The 18,892-nt window shown below is 39.9% G+C and carries 17 protein-coding genes; 11 read left to right on the top strand and 6 right to left on the bottom strand.

Annotation, left to right across the window (positions count from 1 at the left end):
• Positions 1 to 70: 70 nt before the first annotated feature.
• Positions 71 to 1,468: a class II fumarate hydratase gene (gene fumC, locus ACYUCW_RS01300; protein WP_004243002.1), complete on the bottom strand. Its 1,398-nt coding sequence runs from the start codon at positions 1,466 to 1,468 to the stop codon at positions 71 to 73.
• A gap of 574 nt (positions 1,469 to 2,042) precedes the next feature.
• Here fumC and ACYUCW_RS01295 point away from each other — a divergent pair.
• A complete protein-coding gene (locus ACYUCW_RS01295) occupies positions 2,043 to 3,716 on the top strand; it encodes a YdgA family protein (RefSeq protein ID WP_004248096.1) in 1,674 nt (557 codons plus the stop codon).
• An 81-nt stretch (positions 3,717 to 3,797) separates the two neighbouring features.
• Here ACYUCW_RS01295 and ACYUCW_RS01290 read toward each other — a convergent pair whose 3' ends face one another.
• Complete coding sequence (locus ACYUCW_RS01290; RefSeq protein WP_049203356.1) at positions 3,798 to 4,757, bottom strand: hypothetical protein; 960 nt, start codon at positions 4,755 to 4,757, stop codon at positions 3,798 to 3,800.
• Positions 4,758 to 5,316: 559 nt separating this feature from the next.
• Between ACYUCW_RS01290 and add the strand changes: the two genes are divergently transcribed.
• Positions 5,317 to 6,318, top strand: a complete 1,002-nt coding sequence (add, locus tag ACYUCW_RS01285) for an adenosine deaminase (protein ID WP_004248098.1) — start codon at positions 5,317 to 5,319, stop codon at positions 6,316 to 6,318.
• Positions 6,319 to 6,385: 67 nt separating this feature from the next.
• On the opposite strand, the gene ACYUCW_RS01280 is transcribed toward add, so the two are convergent.
• Positions 6,386 to 7,372: a bile acid:sodium symporter family protein gene (locus ACYUCW_RS01280; protein WP_004243014.1), complete on the bottom strand. Its 987-nt coding sequence runs from the start codon at positions 7,370 to 7,372 to the stop codon at positions 6,386 to 6,388.
• Between the two features lie 22 nt (positions 7,373 to 7,394).
• The gene (locus ACYUCW_RS01275; protein WP_004251127.1) at positions 7,395 to 8,438 is read right to left on the bottom strand and encodes an oxidoreductase; all 1,044 of its coding nucleotides are present in this window, start codon (positions 8,436 to 8,438) and stop codon (positions 7,395 to 7,397) included.
• A 132-nt stretch (positions 8,439 to 8,570) separates the two neighbouring features.
• Between ACYUCW_RS01275 and ACYUCW_RS01270 the strand changes: the two genes are divergently transcribed.
• The 9 genes from ACYUCW_RS01270 (at position 8,571) to ACYUCW_RS01230 (ending at position 17,606) form a co-directional block, all read left to right on the top strand.
• The gene (locus tag ACYUCW_RS01270) at positions 8,571 to 9,038 is read left to right on the top strand and encodes a DUF2569 family protein (RefSeq protein WP_049203358.1); all 468 of its coding nucleotides are present in this window, start codon (positions 8,571 to 8,573) and stop codon (positions 9,036 to 9,038) included.
• Positions 9,039 to 9,131: 93 nt separating this feature from the next.
• On the top strand, positions 9,132 to 9,713 hold the full coding sequence (rsxA, locus tag ACYUCW_RS01265; RefSeq protein WP_004243017.1) for an electron transport complex subunit RsxA: 582 nt from the start codon (positions 9,132 to 9,134) through the stop codon (positions 9,711 to 9,713).
• Positions 9,713 to 10,339 carry an electron transport complex subunit RsxB gene (rsxB, locus tag ACYUCW_RS01260; protein ID WP_004243020.1) on the top strand — a complete coding sequence of 209 codons (627 nt, stop codon included), beginning with the start codon at positions 9,713 to 9,715 and terminating at the stop codon, positions 10,337 to 10,339. Before rsxA ends, rsxB begins: the two co-directional genes overlap by 1 nt.
• The gene (gene rsxC, locus ACYUCW_RS01255; protein WP_460408105.1) at positions 10,332 to 12,473 is read left to right on the top strand and encodes an electron transport complex subunit RsxC; all 2,142 of its coding nucleotides are present in this window, start codon (positions 10,332 to 10,334) and stop codon (positions 12,471 to 12,473) included. The genes rsxB and rsxC overlap by 8 nt, the downstream gene beginning before the upstream one ends.
• A gap of 5 nt (positions 12,474 to 12,478) precedes the next feature.
• Complete coding sequence (gene rsxD, locus ACYUCW_RS01250; protein ID WP_004251123.1) at positions 12,479 to 13,555, top strand: electron transport complex subunit RsxD; 1,077 nt, start codon at positions 12,479 to 12,481, stop codon at positions 13,553 to 13,555.
• 11 nt (positions 13,556 to 13,566) lie between these two features.
• Complete coding sequence (gene rsxG / locus ACYUCW_RS01245; protein ID WP_036908005.1) at positions 13,567 to 14,193, top strand: electron transport complex subunit RsxG; 627 nt, start codon at positions 13,567 to 13,569, stop codon at positions 14,191 to 14,193.
• 1 nt (position 14,194) lies between these two features.
• A complete protein-coding gene (locus ACYUCW_RS01240; RefSeq protein WP_004243024.1) occupies positions 14,195 to 14,899 on the top strand; it encodes an electron transport complex subunit E in 705 nt (234 codons plus the stop codon).
• Between the two features lie 12 nt (positions 14,900 to 14,911).
• Positions 14,912 to 15,550 carry an endonuclease III gene (gene nth, locus ACYUCW_RS01235; RefSeq protein WP_004243025.1) on the top strand — a complete coding sequence of 213 codons (639 nt, stop codon included), beginning with the start codon at positions 14,912 to 14,914 and terminating at the stop codon, positions 15,548 to 15,550.
• A 112-nt stretch (positions 15,551 to 15,662) separates the two neighbouring features.
• Complete coding sequence (locus tag ACYUCW_RS01230) at positions 15,663 to 17,606, top strand: exoribonuclease II (RefSeq protein WP_163748787.1); 1,944 nt, start codon at positions 15,663 to 15,665, stop codon at positions 17,604 to 17,606.
• Positions 17,607 to 17,829: 223 nt separating this feature from the next.
• On the opposite strand, the gene yciH is transcribed toward ACYUCW_RS01230, so the two are convergent.
• Together yciH and pyrF are read right to left on the bottom strand one after the other, a co-directional pair.
• The gene (gene yciH, locus ACYUCW_RS01225) at positions 17,830 to 18,153 is read right to left on the bottom strand and encodes a stress response translation initiation inhibitor YciH (RefSeq protein WP_004248106.1); all 324 of its coding nucleotides are present in this window, start codon (positions 18,151 to 18,153) and stop codon (positions 17,830 to 17,832) included.
• Positions 18,146 to 18,892 carry an orotidine-5'-phosphate decarboxylase gene (gene pyrF / locus ACYUCW_RS01220; protein WP_004251116.1) on the bottom strand — a complete coding sequence of 249 codons (747 nt, stop codon included), beginning with the start codon at positions 18,890 to 18,892 and terminating at the stop codon, positions 18,146 to 18,148. Before pyrF ends, yciH begins: the two co-directional genes overlap by 8 nt.

Genomic DNA, 18,892 nt, shown 5'->3' with positions numbered 1-18,892 from the left:
AGAAAAAAAATCCCGCTATCTGGGATAGCGGGATCCAATATTGTACTAGATAAAATAAGCGTATAATTGCTTATTTTTTCATACTACCAACCATATCTTCTGGACGTACCCAGCTATCAAATTCTTCTGCTGTCAGGTAGTTCAGTTTCAGTGCAGATTCTTTCAGCGTTAAGCCCTCTTTATGAGCTTTCTTCGCGATCTCTGCAGCTTTGTCATAACCGATATGGGTATTTAATGCCGTAACCAGCATTAAAGACTCATGCAATAATTTATTAATACGCTCACGGTTTGGTTCAATACCAATAGCACAATGCTCGTTAAAGCTACGCATACCATCAGCCAATAAACGCACTGATTGTAGGAAGTTATCAATAATCATTGGGCGATATACGTTCAGTTCAAAGTTACCTGAAGCACCACCGATATTGATAGCAACATCATTACCCATAACTTGAGCGCACAGCATGGTCAACGCTTCACACTGAGTTGGGTTCACTTTACCTGGCATAATGGAGCTACCTGGCTCATTTTCTGGAATAGAAATTTCGCCAATACCGCAACGAGGGCCAGATGCTAACCAACGTACATCATTAGCTATTTTCATTAATGAGGCAGCTAAACCTTTTAACGCACCATGAGAATGAACCAGTGCATCACAGGTTGCTAATGCTTCAAATTTGTTAGGAGCCGTGACAAATGGCTGACCTGATAATTCAGCGATACGTTTAGCAACGCGAACTGCGTACTCAGGATGTGTATTTAATCCTGTACCAACCGCCGTTCCTCCCAACGCAAGCTCACACACATGAGGAACTGAATCTTCAATATGTTTGATATTATGCTCAAGCATCGCCGCCCAACCGGAGATTTCTTGGCCTAATGTAAGTGGTGTCGCATCTTGCAGGTGAGTACGACCAATCTTGACGATATCATGGAAAGCTTCTGCTTTCTCTTTAAATACTTTCAGTAATGATTTTAATTCCGGCAGTAAATCCTGACGTAATGCGATAACAGCAGCGACATGCATGGCCGTTGGGAACACATCATTTGAACTTTGACTTTTGTTAACATCATCATTCGGATGAATTTTGCGTTCCATGCCACGGATACCACCTAGTATCTCACTACCACGGTTAGCTAACACTTCATTCATATTCATATTTGATTGAGTGCCAGAACCGGTCTGCCAGATTGCTAATGGGAATTCAGTTGGGTGTTTACCTGCCAGCACTTCATCAGCAGCAGCAATAATTGCATCTGCACGTTCTTTAGGTAATAACCCGAGATCCATATTGACACCGGCGGCGGCTTTTTTGGTTAAAGCAAGCGCGTGGATCAGTGCAACAGGCATTTTTTCTACTGAAATACGGAAGTGTTCTAGAGAACGCTGCGTTTGAGCTCCCCATAACTGGTCAGCTGGTACTTCGATTTGTCCCATTGAGTCTTTTTCAATGCGAGTGGCTGCCATTTCAATCTCCTTAAGTACACAGAATAATTGATTAGTTCCGAATTACTTTCTAGTAAATAACTCGGATACAGCTATCATGCCATAAATAGAATAATAAATATGAGAGCTAAAGCGAGCTTATGAAATTTATAACAGAATGAAATTGGTTGATTTTTCTGATTAAATGAGGTTGGCTCACGATAATATTGGTGTTTTTGCTCTCTATTTATAACCATATTAATTACAAGCTTTTATTCTGTATCATAAATACAAATATGGCTTAAATAAATATACTTTTAATCCAAAAAAGACCAAAAAACGACATTTTTATCTTTAATTGCCTTATTTAAGTTATCTATAATTATTTCTCTTTAAACTCATTGTGTTAGCTTATAACTAAGTAAGTTCTGATTGCGTTCTCATTTCACTAAATCTATATTTACAGAGAATATAGATAGCAATTAATATACGCTAATTATCTATATTCATATTCAGAGTATTGATAACCAAAACCAATTTGTTGGATTGTTTAAGGGTAGCAAAACAATCTTAAGAACGTATGCTACAAAGCATACACAGAGGATGGACTAGAATTATGAAGAAATCGCTTGTCGCTGTTGGTGTTATTGTTGCACTAGGTGTTGTTTGGACCGGTGCATCATGGTACATGGGCAGTAAAATTGAAAGCCGCTTACAGGAAGAAACCAAACGCACTAACGTTCAATTAGCGCAACTTGCTAAAGAAAGCCAATTAGGTGCGGATATTAAACTTGAAATTCGTGACTATAAGAAAGGCGTCTTTACTTCTACTGCTGATCTTGCGGTTGTGATTTCAGAGCATGCCAAATCAGATGAAGATAAAAAAGTAGAAGAAGTGCTCTTTAAGACGGATATTGACCATGGGCCATTCCCTCTTTCTGATATTGCTCAATTTAATCTAGCTCCTAAGTTAGCAGCAATGAATAATACTTTAGTGAATAATGAGACCACTAAAGATCTATTTAAGTTGACCAAAGAGCCATCATTTATTGATATGCACTCTTCTTTATCGTTTGATGGCAGTGTATCAGGTAAAGTTAACATAAATCCTATTAATTACAGCAAAGATGGTAGCCAGTTAACAACATCTGCGTTTCAGATTGATTTTTCTTCCGATAAAAATGCAACAAACATCTCAACAGCAGTAAAAGGTGATGAAGTCATTGTTAAGAAAGGTAATGATGAAACCTTTACGCTGAAAAATATTGCAGGCTCTGTCGAAGGAACTAAAGTTAAAGACGATCAATATCTATTTGATACACAAACACTGAACTTTGGCGATATTACCTTTACGAGCCAAGATAAGTCATCTAATTTCACTTTAAAAGATACTTCTCTTGCTACTAAGAGCCAAATTAAAGATAAATTATTCTTTATCACTCAAGATTATAGTTTTAAATCTCTTAATGTTGGTGGTTTTGATTTTGGTGCGGGTAAATTTGCTTACTCAATTGATAAAGCAGATCCAGATGCGATGTTGCTATTAACAAAAGTTTATAACAGCACCTTCTTACCTTGGAATCAAAATAAATACGATAATTCAGCGATGATTGAGCAAGCTGTACGTGATGTTTTGGAAAAAGGTTTAGTATTCCGTATCGATGAAGCATCGCTTACCAATAGCAGTGGCGCAAGCAAGCTAAACTTTAAGTTAGATTTAAATGCGTTCAATGCTGATGCACTGAAAAAAGAAAACAAGGCGCCTTCAGTTCTGTTTAATGAATTGTTTAATAATATCGATTTTAATATCGATCTTTCTGTACCAATGCTAACGGAGTTCCGTAGTACCACACAATACCTTGATGTTATGCGTTATTCTGAAAAAGGCTTAACAGACGAAGATAAAGCTGAAATTCAGAAAACAACCGCTAACGACATGGCACAGTTAAAAACTGAATTACAGCAAAATATCAATCAAATTTCTCAAGACGAGAAAGATGCTCTGCCATTGATGCTGTTATCACAAGACGGTAATAAACTGTCTTTAAACCTGAACTATGCTGCTGATAAATTTACTATGAACGGTAAAACTTACAGCTTTGATGAGTTTATGGAAGTAACACAAGCCCCTCAAATGTTAGGTTTAGCGGCGATGTTATTCGGTGCGGGTGCTTCTTCTTATGATTATGATGACTCTGATTATCCTGAATATTCAGAAGAGCCAGATCAAAATGATGCAATAGAAGAGCCACAAATTGAGATCCCAGCAGCACCTGCTGAAAACAATTAATTTTAGTCACTGAGAGCATACAGTCACTAATCAATAAAGCCCCCTATCACCATTCTTATGATAAGGGGCTTTTTATTGTTATTAACAATCACAATTAGGCTTAAATACTTCGCGTGTGCCCCAATCATCTTTACAACATGAATCAATCGCTTTATGCATTATTTCTGCAAGGGTATTAACTGTTGATATAATAGTAGAGAGCTCTTCACAAACATGACGACACGTTGAATTATCTTTATTCAGATCAGGAAGTTTAGGTAATGTTAAACTGTCACATAGAATTTCTTGCAGAACTAAAGAAAAATTAGCGATACCTGTTGTGTATATATAAGAGCGTCCTCCCGTCATCTGCGCTAAGCGCACATACTCTTTCGTGACGTTATCTCTATCAGCAATAGTAGGAAAGCGATCCACATTAGAGGGATCATCATTAGGCGTTCCCTGATAAGTATATACTTTTACTTTTTCGCTTCTAGCAACCACTATTGCCTCATTGTTTTTAAGCACAGCGGCTTGTGTTAATACACCTCCGCCACCTTCCATACCTTCATCACCTAAGACAAAAATTGCACGACGAGCGCCATCTCGCCAATCGAAATATTTACACACATCAATGACGGCTCGGCATAAATCTTCTTTATTTCCAGCATGATCTCGTCCATCAGCCTCTTTAAATGGCGCTCTTGCTTGTAATTTGTGAGCAGATACACCTTGTGTCATTAAATAGTCAGTCACTGAGCGATCGAACTTAGTATTATCCCACGTACCTTCTATTCCTAAAAAAGTGACTCTTAAACTTGATGGGCAACGTCCTAATGCCTTTTGAACAGCATCATCTATTTGTTGACTTAAATCAGAAGATTCATCAGCCATTGAGCCACTTGTATCTATTACCACAACTAAATCTAAAGCAACATTGCCATCTCCTGTCTCCATTTGTGAACTTAAAGTAGGGTTAGCAGTTGGTGGCGGAATTATTGGTTTAGCTATTTGTTTATTACTATCATTATTTATTAAACTATTATTTGATTTTCCATTCATATTCTCGCTCCAATATATGCGATATTAAAAATAAAGTGATTAGCCTTTTTCTAGCAAGAATATATTATGATTTTATTTTGTTTATTCACTTCCTTATTAAATATAATAGATTTGTTGTTTTTTAATATCCCAATATTATTAACAATAATTAATAAAACAATCACTTTATTTATAATTAGATAATCAGCCCTTCCGCCAATAGACATTCTTAATTCTTACCAACACCTATCAATATATCTGATAGCTTATATCAAAAACAATGATATGTTTGTTTTTAAAGGAAAAATTACATTTTCAGCCAGGTTGATAAGAAGCATCAACTATACTGAAAAATAAACATAATAAATGTACAGTATTAATTTAAAAATAATTTTTATCATCGAAAAATACAAAAAAAACGCCTCTTTATGTATTAAAAATAAACAACTTCAGTTTAATTTATAGTGAATCAATTGAAAATCATTCATAATAATAGGCAATTTATTACTTTATTCCCCTTAAAAGAAAGTCACCATAACAAGTGGATTTTCATTATTATTATTAAAAAGGAAAATAACACGTGATTGACACACAGTTGCCTTTAACCGATTTGCACCGCCATTTAGATGGAAACATCCGTCCGGAAACAATTTTAGATTTAGCACAACAACATAATATTGCCCTACCTGCCTATGAGCTAGAAACATTGCGCCCACATGTGCAGATAACTAAAAATGAGCCTAGCTTAGTGAGCTTCTTACAAAAGCTAGATTGGGGCGTTGCTGTACTCGCCGATTTAGACGCTTGTCGCCGTGTTGCTTATGAGAACGTCGTCGATGTTGCTAATGCAGGTATTGATTACGCAGAATTACGCTTTTCACCTTACTATATGGCCATGAAGCATCAATTACCGATTGAAGGTGTTGTTGAAGCAATTATTGATGGTGTACAAAGTGCCTTACACACTTATGATGTTGAGATCCGTTTAATCGGCATCTTAAGCCGTACTTTTGGTGAAAATGCCTGCCAGCAAGAATTAAATGGTCTATTAAAACATCAAGATAAAATCACCGCACTTGATTTAGCTGGCGATGAATTAGGTTTCCCTGGGCATTTATTCCAACCTCACTTTAACCGTGCTCGTGATACTGGCTGGAAGATCACCGTTCATGCAGGTGAAGCGGCTGGTGCTGAAAGTATTTGGCACGCGATTAAAGAATTAGGGGCAAGTCGTATTGGTCACGGTGTTAAAGCCATTGAAGATCCCCGTTTGATGGATTATCTCGCAGAGCACCAAATTGGTATTGAATCTTGCTTAACCTCAAATATTCAAACCAGTACTATTGCCTCTTTAGCACAACATCCTCTTAAGAAGTTCTTAGAGCACGGTATTATCGCCTCGCTCAATACTGACGATCCGGCCGTGGAAGGTATTGAGTTAAAACATGAGTATACTGTTGCTGCTCCTGCGGCGGGTTTAACTGCAGCACAAATTCGCCAAGCACAAATTAATGGTCTTACTATGGCTTTTATTAGCCAAGCTGAACGTGATGCATTAATTAAAAAAGTGAGTTTAGGTTAATATTAACGAAAAATACCGCCTTATTGCTAAGGCGGTATTTTTATCTTTTGCTCTATTTTTACAGTGACTACTGATGGTGTTTTTTAGCTTGATTGGCATAACGCTGAGCTAATATGGCACAAACCATTAATTGAATTTGATGAAATAGCATCAGCGGTAATAGCATGATCCCCACCGTTGCTGCGGGAAATAGTACATTTGCCATGGGAACCCCATTCGCCAAGCTCTTTTTCGAGCCACAAAATACAATCGTGATTTCATCGGCTTTATTAAAGCCAAGCCATCTTGCACTATAAATATTAATAACAAGTACAATAGCCAGTAATACACAACTGACAATGGTGATAGTCAATAACGACCAACCGTCAATTTTATGCCAAATACCTTCAACGACGGCTTCACTAAATGCAACATAAACCACCAGCAAAATAGAAGAGCGATCGGTTCTATTCACTAACATCTTATGATTATCAACCCAACGGCCAATTAATGGACGAGATAAATGACCGATAATAAAAGGCACCATCAGTTGTAATAAAATAGATTGTATCGCCCCCGCAGTATCAAAATGCTCAGCAGAGCCTTGTGTTTCCATTAAAAAACCCACCAGCACAGGGGATAAAAATACCCCTAAAATGCTTGATGCTGATGCACTACAGATTGCCGCTGCTACATTACCACCGGCAACAGAAGTAAAGGCAATAGCGGATTGTACTGTCGCAGGTAAAGCACAAAGATATAAAAATCCCATATAAACGGTAGGTGACATCCAGTCAGGCACCATAAACTGTAGTCCCAACCCTAGTAATGGGAATAAAACAAAAGTACTAGCAAAAACCACTAAATGTAAGCGCCAATGACCAAGTCCTGACAATATCGCCTCTCTAGAAAGCTTTGCCCCATGCAAAAAAAACAATAAGGCGATCGCAGCCGTAGTGAGATGTTGAAAGATGACTTTTATCTCACCTTGCGCAGGTAATAATGTTGCGAGTATGACCACCAAGATCATAATCATTAAAAAAGAGTCAATTTTTAGCTTTTGCCACCAAGACATGGTTTTCGTCACTCCCTAATGTTTACAGCTTAATTGTGGTTTTTGATTGATTTGAAAGGCTCCCGGCTTCAATTAAACGCATAACATTAATGGCTTGTGACACAGTAACAGGACTCTCTTCACCAAATGCAATCGCACGATAAATTTGCTGATAATAAGCGGGATAATTACCTGATAGAGTCGGTAACTTTGTTGTTACTAATTCACCACTCTCTGTCGATAATGTTAATTCACCCTCTTGAGGATCAGCCCCCCAGTTATACATTTCCGTCGGAAGATAACCCGCTTTTAATGCATCTTCTTGGGTATCTAAACCATATTTTACATAACTGCCTTTGGTCCCATGAATAGCAAAAATAGGCGTAGGTGAGGCAACCAACATAGAGGCATGTAAAATAACTTTCAGATGACCATAGTCTAATAGTGTATGAAAGTAGTCAGCATTTTTAGCATTAGGGCGCAACTGAGCAATATCAGCAGTGATTGCATAAGGTTGACCAAAAAGACATACCGCTTGGTCTAGTAAATGAGGGGCCAGATCGTACCAAAGTCCTCCACCAAGTCCGGCATCTTCACGCCAACGTTGGCGCACAGCGGGTCTAAAACGATCGAAATGCGCTTCATAGGCACTGACTTCACCTAATGTTTTATCGGCGAATAATTTTTGAACAGTAAGAAAACCGGCATCCCAACGACGATTATGAAAAACTGAGAGTAATCTCTTAGCTTCTTTCGCTTGTTGTGCCAATTTTTCTGCTTCATCGAGTGTCAAAGTAAAAGGTTTATCGACAACAACATGTTTACCGTTTTTTAAGGCTTGTGAGGCGTAGGTATAGTGAGTGTTATTAGGTGTTGGAATAACAATTAAATCGATGTCTGGATCATCAATCAGTCGTTGTGGGTTGGCATACACCGTAATATTAGGAAAATCAGCGATAACTTTACTTTCATCAGAGCTTGAAATGGCTGATAGTGTTAACCCCTCAGTGGTACAGATCAGGGGAGCATGAAAGGTTTTACTTGCATAACCATAGCCTATAATCCCCACGTTTAAATTTTTTGTCATAACCCTATCCCGCTTTTATCTTTTTATTCTATAAATGAAAAATGACTTTCACTTCTACAGCTAAATAAATAATAACAAAGTTTGTGATAATATCTCGTTTAGAACTTAGTATAATAGTAGGATCTTTGATTAATGAAATTAAAACCTCAGACAAGCGTTTTGCCCCAGCAATCCCCTAAAGCCCCTATTACGGGTTGGTTACTTGCCCCTTTGGCTTATTTGCTGTTGTCGATAGTGGGCTTAGGTTTAATGTCTGTTTTATATTTAATACGATATTTTTCAGATTTTTCGATTATCCACCAGCTACCTTTTCATGTGGTATCAAGCTGGTATCTTTCCGTGTTAACAACATGGGCGATGTTTGCATTTACCGCTTATTTATTAAGACAGTTCTTTTACCGCGCTAAAAATTTTCCTCGTTTATTTATTATTTGGTTATTAATTAACTTATTGTTGGCGATAAAAAGTTTCGGTTTTGCCCCTGTTGATGATCAAACCGCGGTTAAGTCACTATTATGGGCCGTTATGGCAACTGTCTGCTTTGTGCCTTATATCAAATATGCTAAGCGTGTCCGTGAAACTTTCACACAAGATCGATAACTTCATACATTTCAGCTTGATATTATACTCGCCCGTTTAGCCTCTTTATTTTATGAGGCTTTTTCTCCATTTTTTAACAATTTTGGCATAGCAATGACTGATTACTTGCTTTTATTCGTTGGTACCGTCTTGGTGAATAACTTTGTACTCGTCAAATTCCTCGGTTTATGCCCATTTATGGGTGTATCAAAAAAATTAGAAACCGCGATAGGAATGGGGTTTGCAACAACGTTTGTCATGACGATTGCCTCTATTAGCTCTTGGCTAATGGATACCTTTATTTTAGTTCCCTTAGACTTACTCTATTTACGTACACTCAGCTTTATTTTAGTGATTGCTGTTGTGGTGCAATTTACAGAAATGGTCGTAAGAAAGACGAGTCCAACGTTATATCGTCTATTGGGGATTTTCTTACCTTTAATTACCACCAACTGTGCCGTATTAGGGGTCGCATTACTGAATATCAATCAATCACATACCTTTATGCAATCAGCAGTATATGGTTTTGGTGCTGCGGTAGGATTCTCCTTAGTTATGGTGTTATTTGCAGCCATTAGAGAAAGACTGGCTGTCGCCAATATTCCTGCTCCTTTCAAAGGCTCTTCTATTGGCTTAATTACTGCGGGTTTAATGTCTCTTGCCTTTATGGGTTTTAGTGGTTTGGTGAAACTGTAATGAATTCTTTATGGATAGCAATTGGTGTACTGGGTGTACTAGGGCTTCTATTCGGCCTGATTTTAGGTTATTCCGCTCGTCGCTTTAAAGTAGAAGAAGATCCTATTGTGGAAAAAATTGATGCCATATTACCACAGAGTCAATGTGGTCAGTGTGGTCATCCTGGTTGTCGCCCTTATGCAGAAGCGGTAGCTAATAATGGAGAAATGATTAACCGTTGTGCACCGGGTGGTGAACAGGTTATGTTAAAAATTGCCGAACTGATGGGGGTTGATCCACAACCACTTGATGGTGATGAAGAAGCATTAAATCCGGTGAGAAAAGTGGCTTTAATCGATGAAGACAACTGCATCGGGTGCACAAAATGTATTCAAGCATGCCCAGTGGATGCCATCGTCGGCGCTACTCGTGCAATGCACACCATAATAGAAGATCTCTGCACAGGGTGTGATTTATGTGTTCCACCTTGTCCAACAGACTGTATTACTTTAGTTCCTGTGAAAATGACGACCTCTAATTGGAAATGGGATTTAAATACTATCCCTGTAAGAAATATTCCTGCAGAGCCAGAAGAAACACCCGAAGATGAACCGTCATTAAAGACGGAGGATAACGCTCATGTTTAATCTCTTTTCGTTATTTAAAAAAGATAAAATTTGGGATTTTAAAGGCGGCATTCATCCTCCCGAAATGAAATTACAATCAAGTCGCACGCCTATGCGTATAGCCCAGTTACCGGATGAGGTTACCATCCCTATTCATCAACACTTAGGTACTCCTGGGCAACTTTGCGTTAAAGTGGGTGATCATGTTTTAAAAGGCCAAGCCTTAACTCGTGGCGTAGGAAGAACATTACCTGTTCATGCTTCTATATCAGGTACGGTCACGGCAATAGAGCCATTTCCAAGCACTCACCCTTCTGGTCTGCCTGAAATTGCAGTGAAAATTGTCTCTGATGGTAAAGACGAATGGCGAGAAAAATCACCGCTAGTTGACTATCAATCACAAAGTAAAGAAGTATTGCTTACCCGTATTCATGAAGCAGGCATTGCTGGATTAGGGGGAGCGGGTTTTCCAACAGCCACAAAATTAAAAGGTGGTGGTGATTTAGTTAAAACGCTCATCATAAATGCCGCTGAATGTGAGCCTTATATCACAGCTGATGACAGACTTATGCAAGAGCACGCAGATGAAGTTATTGCGGGTTGTCAGATATTAATGCATATACTGTCACCGGATGAAGTGCTGATTGGTATTGAAGATAACAAACCTGAAGCTATTGCCGCCTTAAAACAAGCATTAGCAGCACTCACAAATGAAAAACGTATTTTTATTCGGGTGATCCCTACCAAATATCCATCTGGAGGCGCTAAACAGTTAACCAAAATATTAACGGGCAAAGAAGTTCCTTCTGGCGGTCGCTCCTCTGATATTGGCGTATTAATGCAAAATGTGGGGACGGTAGTGGCAATTAAACGTGCCATTATCGATGATGAACCTTTAATTGAACGTGTCGTCACCGTAACTGGACAAGGGACTAAAACCCCAGGCAACTTTTGGGCGCGTTTAGGTACTCCTATTTATGCACTTATAAAACAAGCAGGCTTTGTTGCTGGCTCTGAGCAGATGGTCATTATGGGGGGGCCTTTAATGGGCTTCACCTTACCTGACTTAAATGCCCCCGTTATAAAAATTACTAACTGCTTATTAATTCCCTCTCCAGAAGAGATGGATACAGATAATATTGAAGAAGCCTGTATCCGTTGTGGTCAATGTGTTGACGCCTGCCCTAGTGGTTTACTACCACAACAACTTTACTGGTTTAGTAAAGGGAAAGAGCATGAGAAAGCGCAACAACATAATTTATTTGACTGCATTGAGTGCGGGGCTTGTGCTTTTGTCTGCCCTAGTAATATTCCATTAGTGCAATATTACCGCCAAGAAAAAGCAGAAATACGAGAAATTGATGCGGAAGCTAAGCGAGCGGCTGAAGCTAAGGCTCGCTTTGAAGCGAAAAAAATCCGTATGGAACGAGAAAAGCTTGAACGTGAGGCAAGACATCAACGTGCTGCAGTTAAGCTTGATGATCACCAACAAAATGAAGTGCAATCTGCACTTTCTCGTGTAAAAGAAAAACATAGCATTGGCAAAATTATTGCTGTTAAAGCAGGAGAACAACCTGACAACGCAGCGGCTATTGCTGCACGCAAAAAACGTAAAGAAGAAGCCCGAGCAAAACAAGCTGCTAAATTGGCACAACAGGTACCACAAAATCCCCATACCACCGCCGATGCAGAAAGTGATCCACGCAAAGCCGCTGTAGCGGCAGCATTGGCTCGGGTAAAAGCTAAGAAAGCTCAACAAGCGCAGGCAACTGCAAAAGTAGACACACCGGCTGAAACTCCAGCTGAGGTGGAAACCGATCCGCGTAAAGCTGCTGTGGCTGCTGCTATTGCTCGGGTAAAAGCTAAGAAAGCTCAACAAGCGCAAGCAACTGCAGAAATAGACACTCCTGCTGAGGCTCAGGCTGAGGTGGAAACCGATCCACGTAAAGCTGCTGTCGCCGCTGCTATTGCTCGGGTAAAAGCTAAAAAAGCCCAACAAGCGCAAGCAACTGCAAAAGTAGACACACCGGCTGAAACTCAGGCTGAAGTGGAAACCGATCCGCGCAAAGCCGCTGTCGCTGCTGCTATTGCTCGGGTAAAAGCTAAAAAAGAAGCACAGCAACGCCATGCTAAAGAAGAAGTGACATTGGATTAATACAAATGAAATTTAGACCAATACAAAATAACAATAGCAAATTGAAAATCGCCAGCTCTCCATTTACTCATAATCAACAATCCACCAGTCAAGTGATGTTGTGGGTAATATTGGCCGCTATTCCAGGTATTCTATGCCAACTATACTTCTTTGGTTTAGGGACGCTATATCAAATCATCTTGGCAATCATTGTCGCGCTATTGGCGGAGACTATTTGTGTCAAACTCAGAAAAGAAGATCCACTTCTATACCTAAAAGATAATTCCGCTTTACTAACAGGTATCTTACTAGCAATTAGTATTCCTCCTTTAGCGCCTTGGTGGATAATTGTTTTAGGGACATTTTTTGCGATTGTTATTGCCAAACATATTTATGGCGGATTAGGTCAAAACCCATTTAATCCCGCGATGGTCGGTTATGTGGTGCTATTGATCTCCTTTCCTGTACAAATGACATCATGGATGCCCCCCATTGAATTACAAGCCGTATCTTATAACTTTATAGATAGCTTAAGTATTTTCTTTACCGGACATACACCCTCAGGACTCACCCTTGAAGATTTAAGGCGCTCTGTAGATGGCATTACCCAAGCCACACCACTTGATAGTTTTAAAACCGGATTATTAACCCACTCTATTGATGAAGTATTAGCAACGCCAATCTTACAGGGTGGATTTGCGGGAATGGGTTGGCAATGGGTGAATGTTGCCTATCTGGTTGGGGGCGTTATCTTGTTATATAAACGAATTATTAGCTGGCAAATTCCTGTTGCCATGTTAACGCTGCTTGGTGTTTGTTCGCTGATCAGTTGGGGGATCGATGCTACTCGTTACTCTCAGCCACTATTACAGCTTTTCTCAGGTGCGACGATGTTAGGGGCTTTCTTTATTGCCACCGATCCTGTTAGCGCCTCCACCACACCAAAAGGGCGATTAATCTATGGTGCAATCATTGGCCTATTAGTGTGGATTATTCGTGTCTATGGTGGCTATCCTGATGCCGTGGCCTTCTCAGTCCTATTAGCTAATATTGCTGTACCGCTTATTGATAGTTATACCCGTCCTCGGGTTTATGGACATTAATGGAGATAATGATGATCGAGATACTAAAACGTCATGGGTTAACATTAGCTATCTTTGCGGCCTGTACCACAGGGTTAACGGCTGTCGTCTATCACTTGACGGCGAATACTATCGCAGAACAAGCGGCTTTAGAAAAACAGAAATTATTAGACCAAGTGATCCCAACCTCTCTCTACAATAACCATCTCGCGCAAGATTGTTATATTTTGACAGATAAAACATTAGGTAATGAAAAACCACATAAACTTTATATTGCTCGTTTTAATGGTAAACCTGTCGCCGCCGCATTAGAATCAACGGCACCTGACGGTTATTCAGGGGCGATTGAATTATTGGTTGGTGCTGATTTTAGTGGCAAAGTACTCGGTGTTCGCGTGACAACACATAATGAAACACCAGGGCTAGGTGATAAAATAGAAACGCGTATTTCAGATTGGATTTACTCATTAAGTAACAAGTTTATTACCAGTGCTCATGACTCACATTGGGCGGTAAAAAAAGATGGTGGTGATTTTGACCAATTCACCGGAGCAACTATCACACCAAGAGCCGTCGTTAATGCATCAAAACGCACTGCATGGTTAATACAATCTTTACCTGAAAAATTAGATACCCTTTCAGCTTGTGAGGCGAATTAAAATGAGTATGATCAAAGAACTGTTTTCACAAGGATTATGGAAGAATAACTCTGCTTTAGTTCAATTATTAGGGCTGTGCCCATTACTGGCAGTGTCTTCTACCGCGACCAATGCTCTAGGCTTAGGTCTAGCCACAACATTAGTATTAGTTTGTACCAATGTGGCAGTGTCGAGTTTACGTCGTTGGGTTCCCTCTGAAATTCGTATTCCAATTTATGTTATGATTATCGCATCCGTTGTTAGTGCGGTACAATTGCTTATCAATGCCTATGCTTATGGTTTATACCAATCGTTAGGAATATTTATTCCTCTTATTGTCACTAACTGTATTGTGATTGGTCGTGCAGAGGCGTTTGCAGCTAAAAATGAAGTTTTCCCTTCAGCAATTGATGGCTTTGCTATGGGATTAGGTGCAACAGCGGCACTCTTTGTTTTAGGGGCAATGCGTGAAATATTAGGTAATGGCACTTTATTTGATGGTGCTGATTTATTATTAGGTGAATGGGCGCAAGTATTAAGGGTTGAGATAGTACATTTAGACTCACCTTTCTTACTGGCTATTTTACCACCCGGTGCCTTTATTGGTTTAGGTTTTATGCTGGCCATAAAATACCTGATTGATGAAAAACAGAAAAAACGCGTTCCATCCACGACCAAAACCTATGAAAAAGAACAAGGTTGTGGCAGTCATATTGTTAAAAACTAATTTGTGAGCATAATGAATCAAGCTAAACGTATAGAAATTTTAACTAGGTTGCGGGATAACAATCCGCATCCTACTACTGAGTTAAGATTTAACTCCCCGTTTGAATTATTGATCTCCGTGTTACTCTCTGCACAAGCCACCGATGTTAGTGTTAATAAGGCAACAGCAAAACTTTACCCTGTTGCCAATACACCTCAAGCAATGCTGGAATTAGGTGTTGAGGGGATCAAATCCTATATTAAGACCATTGGCCTATTTAATACAAAAGCTGAGAATGTGATTAAAACCTGCCAAATATTGGTAGATAAACATCATGGCCAAGTTCCTGAAAATAGAGAGGCTTTAGAGGCATTACCCGGTGTCGGTCGTAAAACAGCGAATGTCGTACTTAACACCGCTTTTGGTTGGCCGACCATTGCTGTTGATACACATATCTTTCGCGTGTGTAATCGCACTAAATTTGCACCGGGAAAAAATGTTAATGAAGTGGAACAAAAACTGCTAAAAGTGGTACCGGCAGAATTTAAAGTCGATTGCCACCATTGGCTTATCCTGCATGGTCGTTATACCTGTATTGCCAGAAAACCACGGTGTGGCTCTTGTATTATTGAAGATCTCTGTGAGTATACCGAAAAAACAGATCCACAATAACATTGTGCAAATTTCTCTGTTTTTCTGATGCATATTACTTGCGTCATTACACACAATCGAATAAAACTATTGCCCACTTTTATTATTAAAATTGCCGACTTTCCGGAAAAATATGTTTCAAGACAATCCGCTGCTTGCTCAGCTAAAACAGCAACTCCATGCCCAAACACCGCGCGTGGAAGGCCTTGTAAAAGGGACAGATAAAGGCTTTGGCTTCCTTGAAGTTGATGGTCAGAAAAGCTATTTTATCCCTCCTCCTCAAATGAAAAAAGTGATGCACGGTGATCGCATTATTGCTGCCGTACATACTAATAATGATAAAGAGTCCGCTGAGCCTGAAGAGCTGGTAGAACCCTTTTTGACTCGCTTTGTCGGCCGTGTTCAGAAAAAAGAAGGTGATAATCGTCTATGGATTATTCCTGATCACCCTCTACTCAAAGATGCCATTCCTTGTCGTCCTATAAAAAGCTTAACGCATCCATTTGCCGATCAAGATTGGGCAGTGGCGGAAATGCGCCGACACCCTCTTAAAGGTGATAAACATTTCCAAGCTGAATTAACTGATTTTATTACCGATAAAGATGACCATTTTGCACCTTGGTGGGTGACATTAATGCGTCATCAATTAGAGCGAAATGCACCTGAAGTAGACAGTGAAACATTAACCTTACATGATGATCTACCACGTGAAGATTTAACCGCGCTCTCCTTTGTGACCATCGATAGTGCTTCAACCGAAGATATGGACGATGCGTTATATATTCGTAAAGAAGAAAATGGCCAACTTTCACTGTATATCGCTATTGCCGATCCAACGGCTTATATTCAGCCTAATAGTGAATTAGATACCATTGCAGCACAACGAGCGCTAACAAACTATCTACCGGGCTTTAATATCCCGATGTTACCTCGTGAGCTATCAGATAATCTCTGCTCATTGCGCCCTAATGAAAAACGCCCTGCGTTAGTCTGCCAAGTGGGTATCATGGAGGATGGTGCATTAACCGATGAGATCCACTTCTACTCAGCATGGGTAGAATCAAAAGCAAAACTGGTTTATGACAATATTTCTGATTGGCTAGAAGGTGAAGAAACACAGTGGGCACCTGAAAATGAGATTGTTCATGAACAAGTCATGCTATTAAAAGAGATGAGCGAGAAACGTCATGTATGGCGTGAACAACATGCTCTCGTCTTTAAAGAGCGTCCTGACTATCGCTTTATTCTTGATGACAGTGGCAACGTATTAGATATCGTGGCGGAAAAACGTCGTACTGCCAACCGTATCGTGGAAGAAGCGATGATCACCGCCAATATTTGTGCGGCAAAGGTACTTAGTCGCAATCTCGGTTTTGGTATTTATAACGTTCATACTGGTTTTGATCCGCTCTATATTGATCAAGTCTCACAAACCTTAAAAGAGCACGGTATTGAAACCAACGCAGATGAGTTATTAACCCTTGAAGGTTTCTGTCGCTTACGTCGTGAACTGGATAATCAGCCAAACCAATTCCTTGATAGCCGTATTCGTCGTTTCCAAAACTTCGCTGAAATAAAAACAGAGCCAGGCCCTCATTTTGGTTTAGGCCTTGAAGCTTATGCGACATGGACATCACCGATCCGTAAATACAGTGATATTTTAAATCACCGTTTATTAAAAGCGATTATCAGCAAAAGTGTGGCAGAAAAACCGCAAGATGAAGATTGTGTTCGTATTGCCGAACGTCGTCGTGCTAACCGTATGGCCGAGCGCGATGTCGGTGATTGGTTATATGCGCGCTTCTTAAAACCTTTTGCTGGCACTGAGAGTACCTTTAATGCCGAAATTATTGATATTACTCGTGGTGGTATTCGGGTACGTTTAGTTGAAAATGGGGCTATTGCCTTTATTCCTGCACCATTTTTACATGCGGTACGTGACGAAATTCAATGCAGTCAAGAAACTGGCTCTGTCATTATTAAAGGCGAAACAGCCTATAAGCTCAATGACATTATTCCGGTACGTATTGAAGATGTGAAACTAGAAACGCGTAATATTGTTGCTCGTCCGATTTAACAGCTATTTAGCGTAATAGATATTATCAAGCTGATAACCTTACTCAGGTTATCAGCTTTTTTATTTATTGCATTTTGCGACTCTACAGATATATAAAGTGACGCTGTCACTATTGATGCTAGTTTGCTAATAATAAAAATGCGCCGACCTTCAACAAGATAAGCGCACTATATGTAGAATACTAGGCTTCAATCGATGATTGGGGTTGTGATAAAGAACTACCTTAGCCTCCGGCCAATTTCACTTTCATCCCTTTCGCTTCTAATAAAGATTTAATTAAATCCCGTTTATCACCTTGGATTTCAATTAATCCCTCTTTAACACTGCCACCACAACCACATTTCTTTTTTAATTCAGCCGCTAATTTAGCCAGAGCTGCATCATCCAAATCAATACCGGAGATAACACAAACACCCTTACCTTTACGGCCACTGGTTTGACGTTGGATACGCACAATACCATCACCGGCGGGGCGTGTAGGTTTCTGCTCTTCTTCTTTAATCCGACCAATATCAGTAGAATAAACCAGCCGAGAATTATTATCCATGTTGCACAACACCTTGTATAGAACGATTAATTTGCTGTAAAGTTTCCAGTGGATTTTCACTGCGTGTAATAGGTCTGCCGATCACCATATAATCCACCCCAGCCACTATCGCTTGCTCTGGCGTCATAACTCGACGCTGATCACCCACTTCGCTCCCCGCGGGTCGAATTCCGGGAGTGACCAATAAAAAGTCATCACCACACACTTGTTTAAAACGAGTGGCTTCATGGGCCGAACATACCACACCATCAAGACCACAGGCTTTAGCCAGTAATGCTAAGCGTTCGGCTTGTTCTGCTGGAGTTAGGTTAATGCCCAATTCAGTGAGATCGGATTGATCCATACTGGTCAACACAGTGACAGCGGTTAATAGCGGTGCCTCTTTGCCAAATGAGCTTAAGCTCTCCTTTGCCGCACGCATCATACGACTACCACCACTCGCATGCACATTTACCATCCATACCCCTAAATCGGCAGCTGCGGCAACTGCTCTCGCCACCGTATTGGGTATATCATGAAATTTTAAATCTAAGAAAATATCAAACCCTTGCTGTTGCAATTGCGTTACAAATTGCGGTCCAAAGCGAGTAAACATCTCTTTACCAATTTTAAGGCGACAAGATGAAGGGTCGATACGTTGTGCAAAATCGAGTGCACTTTTTTGGTCTTCATAGTCTAGTGCCACAATAACGGGCGCGCAGGTAGAGCTGGGCGATTTTTTATCACAATCAAATGACAT

Source organism: Proteus sp. MB838, from assembly GCF_054767435.1.
This window is presented reverse-complemented; position numbering and strand designations above follow the sequence as displayed.

Excerpts from the sequence above, each read along its gene's own strand:
- ACYUCW_RS01240 (WP_004243024.1), top strand. The coding sequence starts at position 14,195 with ATGAGTATGATCAAAGAACTGTTTTCACAAGGATTATGGAAGAATAAC.
- rsxG (WP_036908005.1), top strand. The coding sequence starts at position 13,567 with ATGATCGAGATACTAAAACGTCATGGGTTAACATTAGCTATCTTTGCG.
- rsxD (WP_004251123.1), top strand. The coding sequence starts at position 12,479 with ATGAAATTTAGACCAATACAAAATAACAATAGCAAATTGAAAATCGCC.
- rsxA (WP_004243017.1), top strand. The coding sequence starts at position 9,132 with ATGACTGATTACTTGCTTTTATTCGTTGGTACCGTCTTGGTGAATAAC.
- ACYUCW_RS01295 (WP_004248096.1), top strand. The coding sequence starts at position 2,043 with ATGAAGAAATCGCTTGTCGCTGTTGGTGTTATTGTTGCACTAGGTGTT.
- ACYUCW_RS01230 (WP_163748787.1), top strand. The coding sequence starts at position 15,663 with ATGTTTCAAGACAATCCGCTGCTTGCTCAGCTAAAACAGCAACTCCAT.
- ACYUCW_RS01280 (WP_004243014.1), bottom strand. The coding sequence starts at position 7,372 with ATGTCTTGGTGGCAAAAGCTAAAAATTGACTCTTTTTTAATGATTATG.
- nth (WP_004243025.1), top strand. The coding sequence starts at position 14,912 with ATGAATCAAGCTAAACGTATAGAAATTTTAACTAGGTTGCGGGATAAC.
- ACYUCW_RS01290 (WP_049203356.1), bottom strand. The coding sequence starts at position 4,757 with ATGAATGGAAAATCAAATAATAGTTTAATAAATAATGATAGTAATAAA.
- rsxB (WP_004243020.1), top strand. The coding sequence starts at position 9,713 with ATGAATTCTTTATGGATAGCAATTGGTGTACTGGGTGTACTAGGGCTT.
- fumC (WP_004243002.1), bottom strand. The coding sequence starts at position 1,468 with ATGGCAGCCACTCGCATTGAAAAAGACTCAATGGGACAAATCGAAGTA.
- rsxC (WP_460408105.1), top strand. The coding sequence starts at position 10,332 with ATGTTTAATCTCTTTTCGTTATTTAAAAAAGATAAAATTTGGGATTTT.
- ACYUCW_RS01275 (WP_004251127.1), bottom strand. The coding sequence starts at position 8,438 with ATGACAAAAAATTTAAACGTGGGGATTATAGGCTATGGTTATGCAAGT.
- yciH (WP_004248106.1), bottom strand. The coding sequence starts at position 18,153 with ATGGATAATAATTCTCGGCTGGTTTATTCTACTGATATTGGTCGGATT.
- ACYUCW_RS01270 (WP_049203358.1), top strand. The coding sequence starts at position 8,571 with ATGAAATTAAAACCTCAGACAAGCGTTTTGCCCCAGCAATCCCCTAAA.
- pyrF (WP_004251116.1), bottom strand. The coding sequence starts at position 18,892 with ATGTCATTTGATTGTGATAAAAAATCGCCCAGCTCTACCTGCGCGCCC.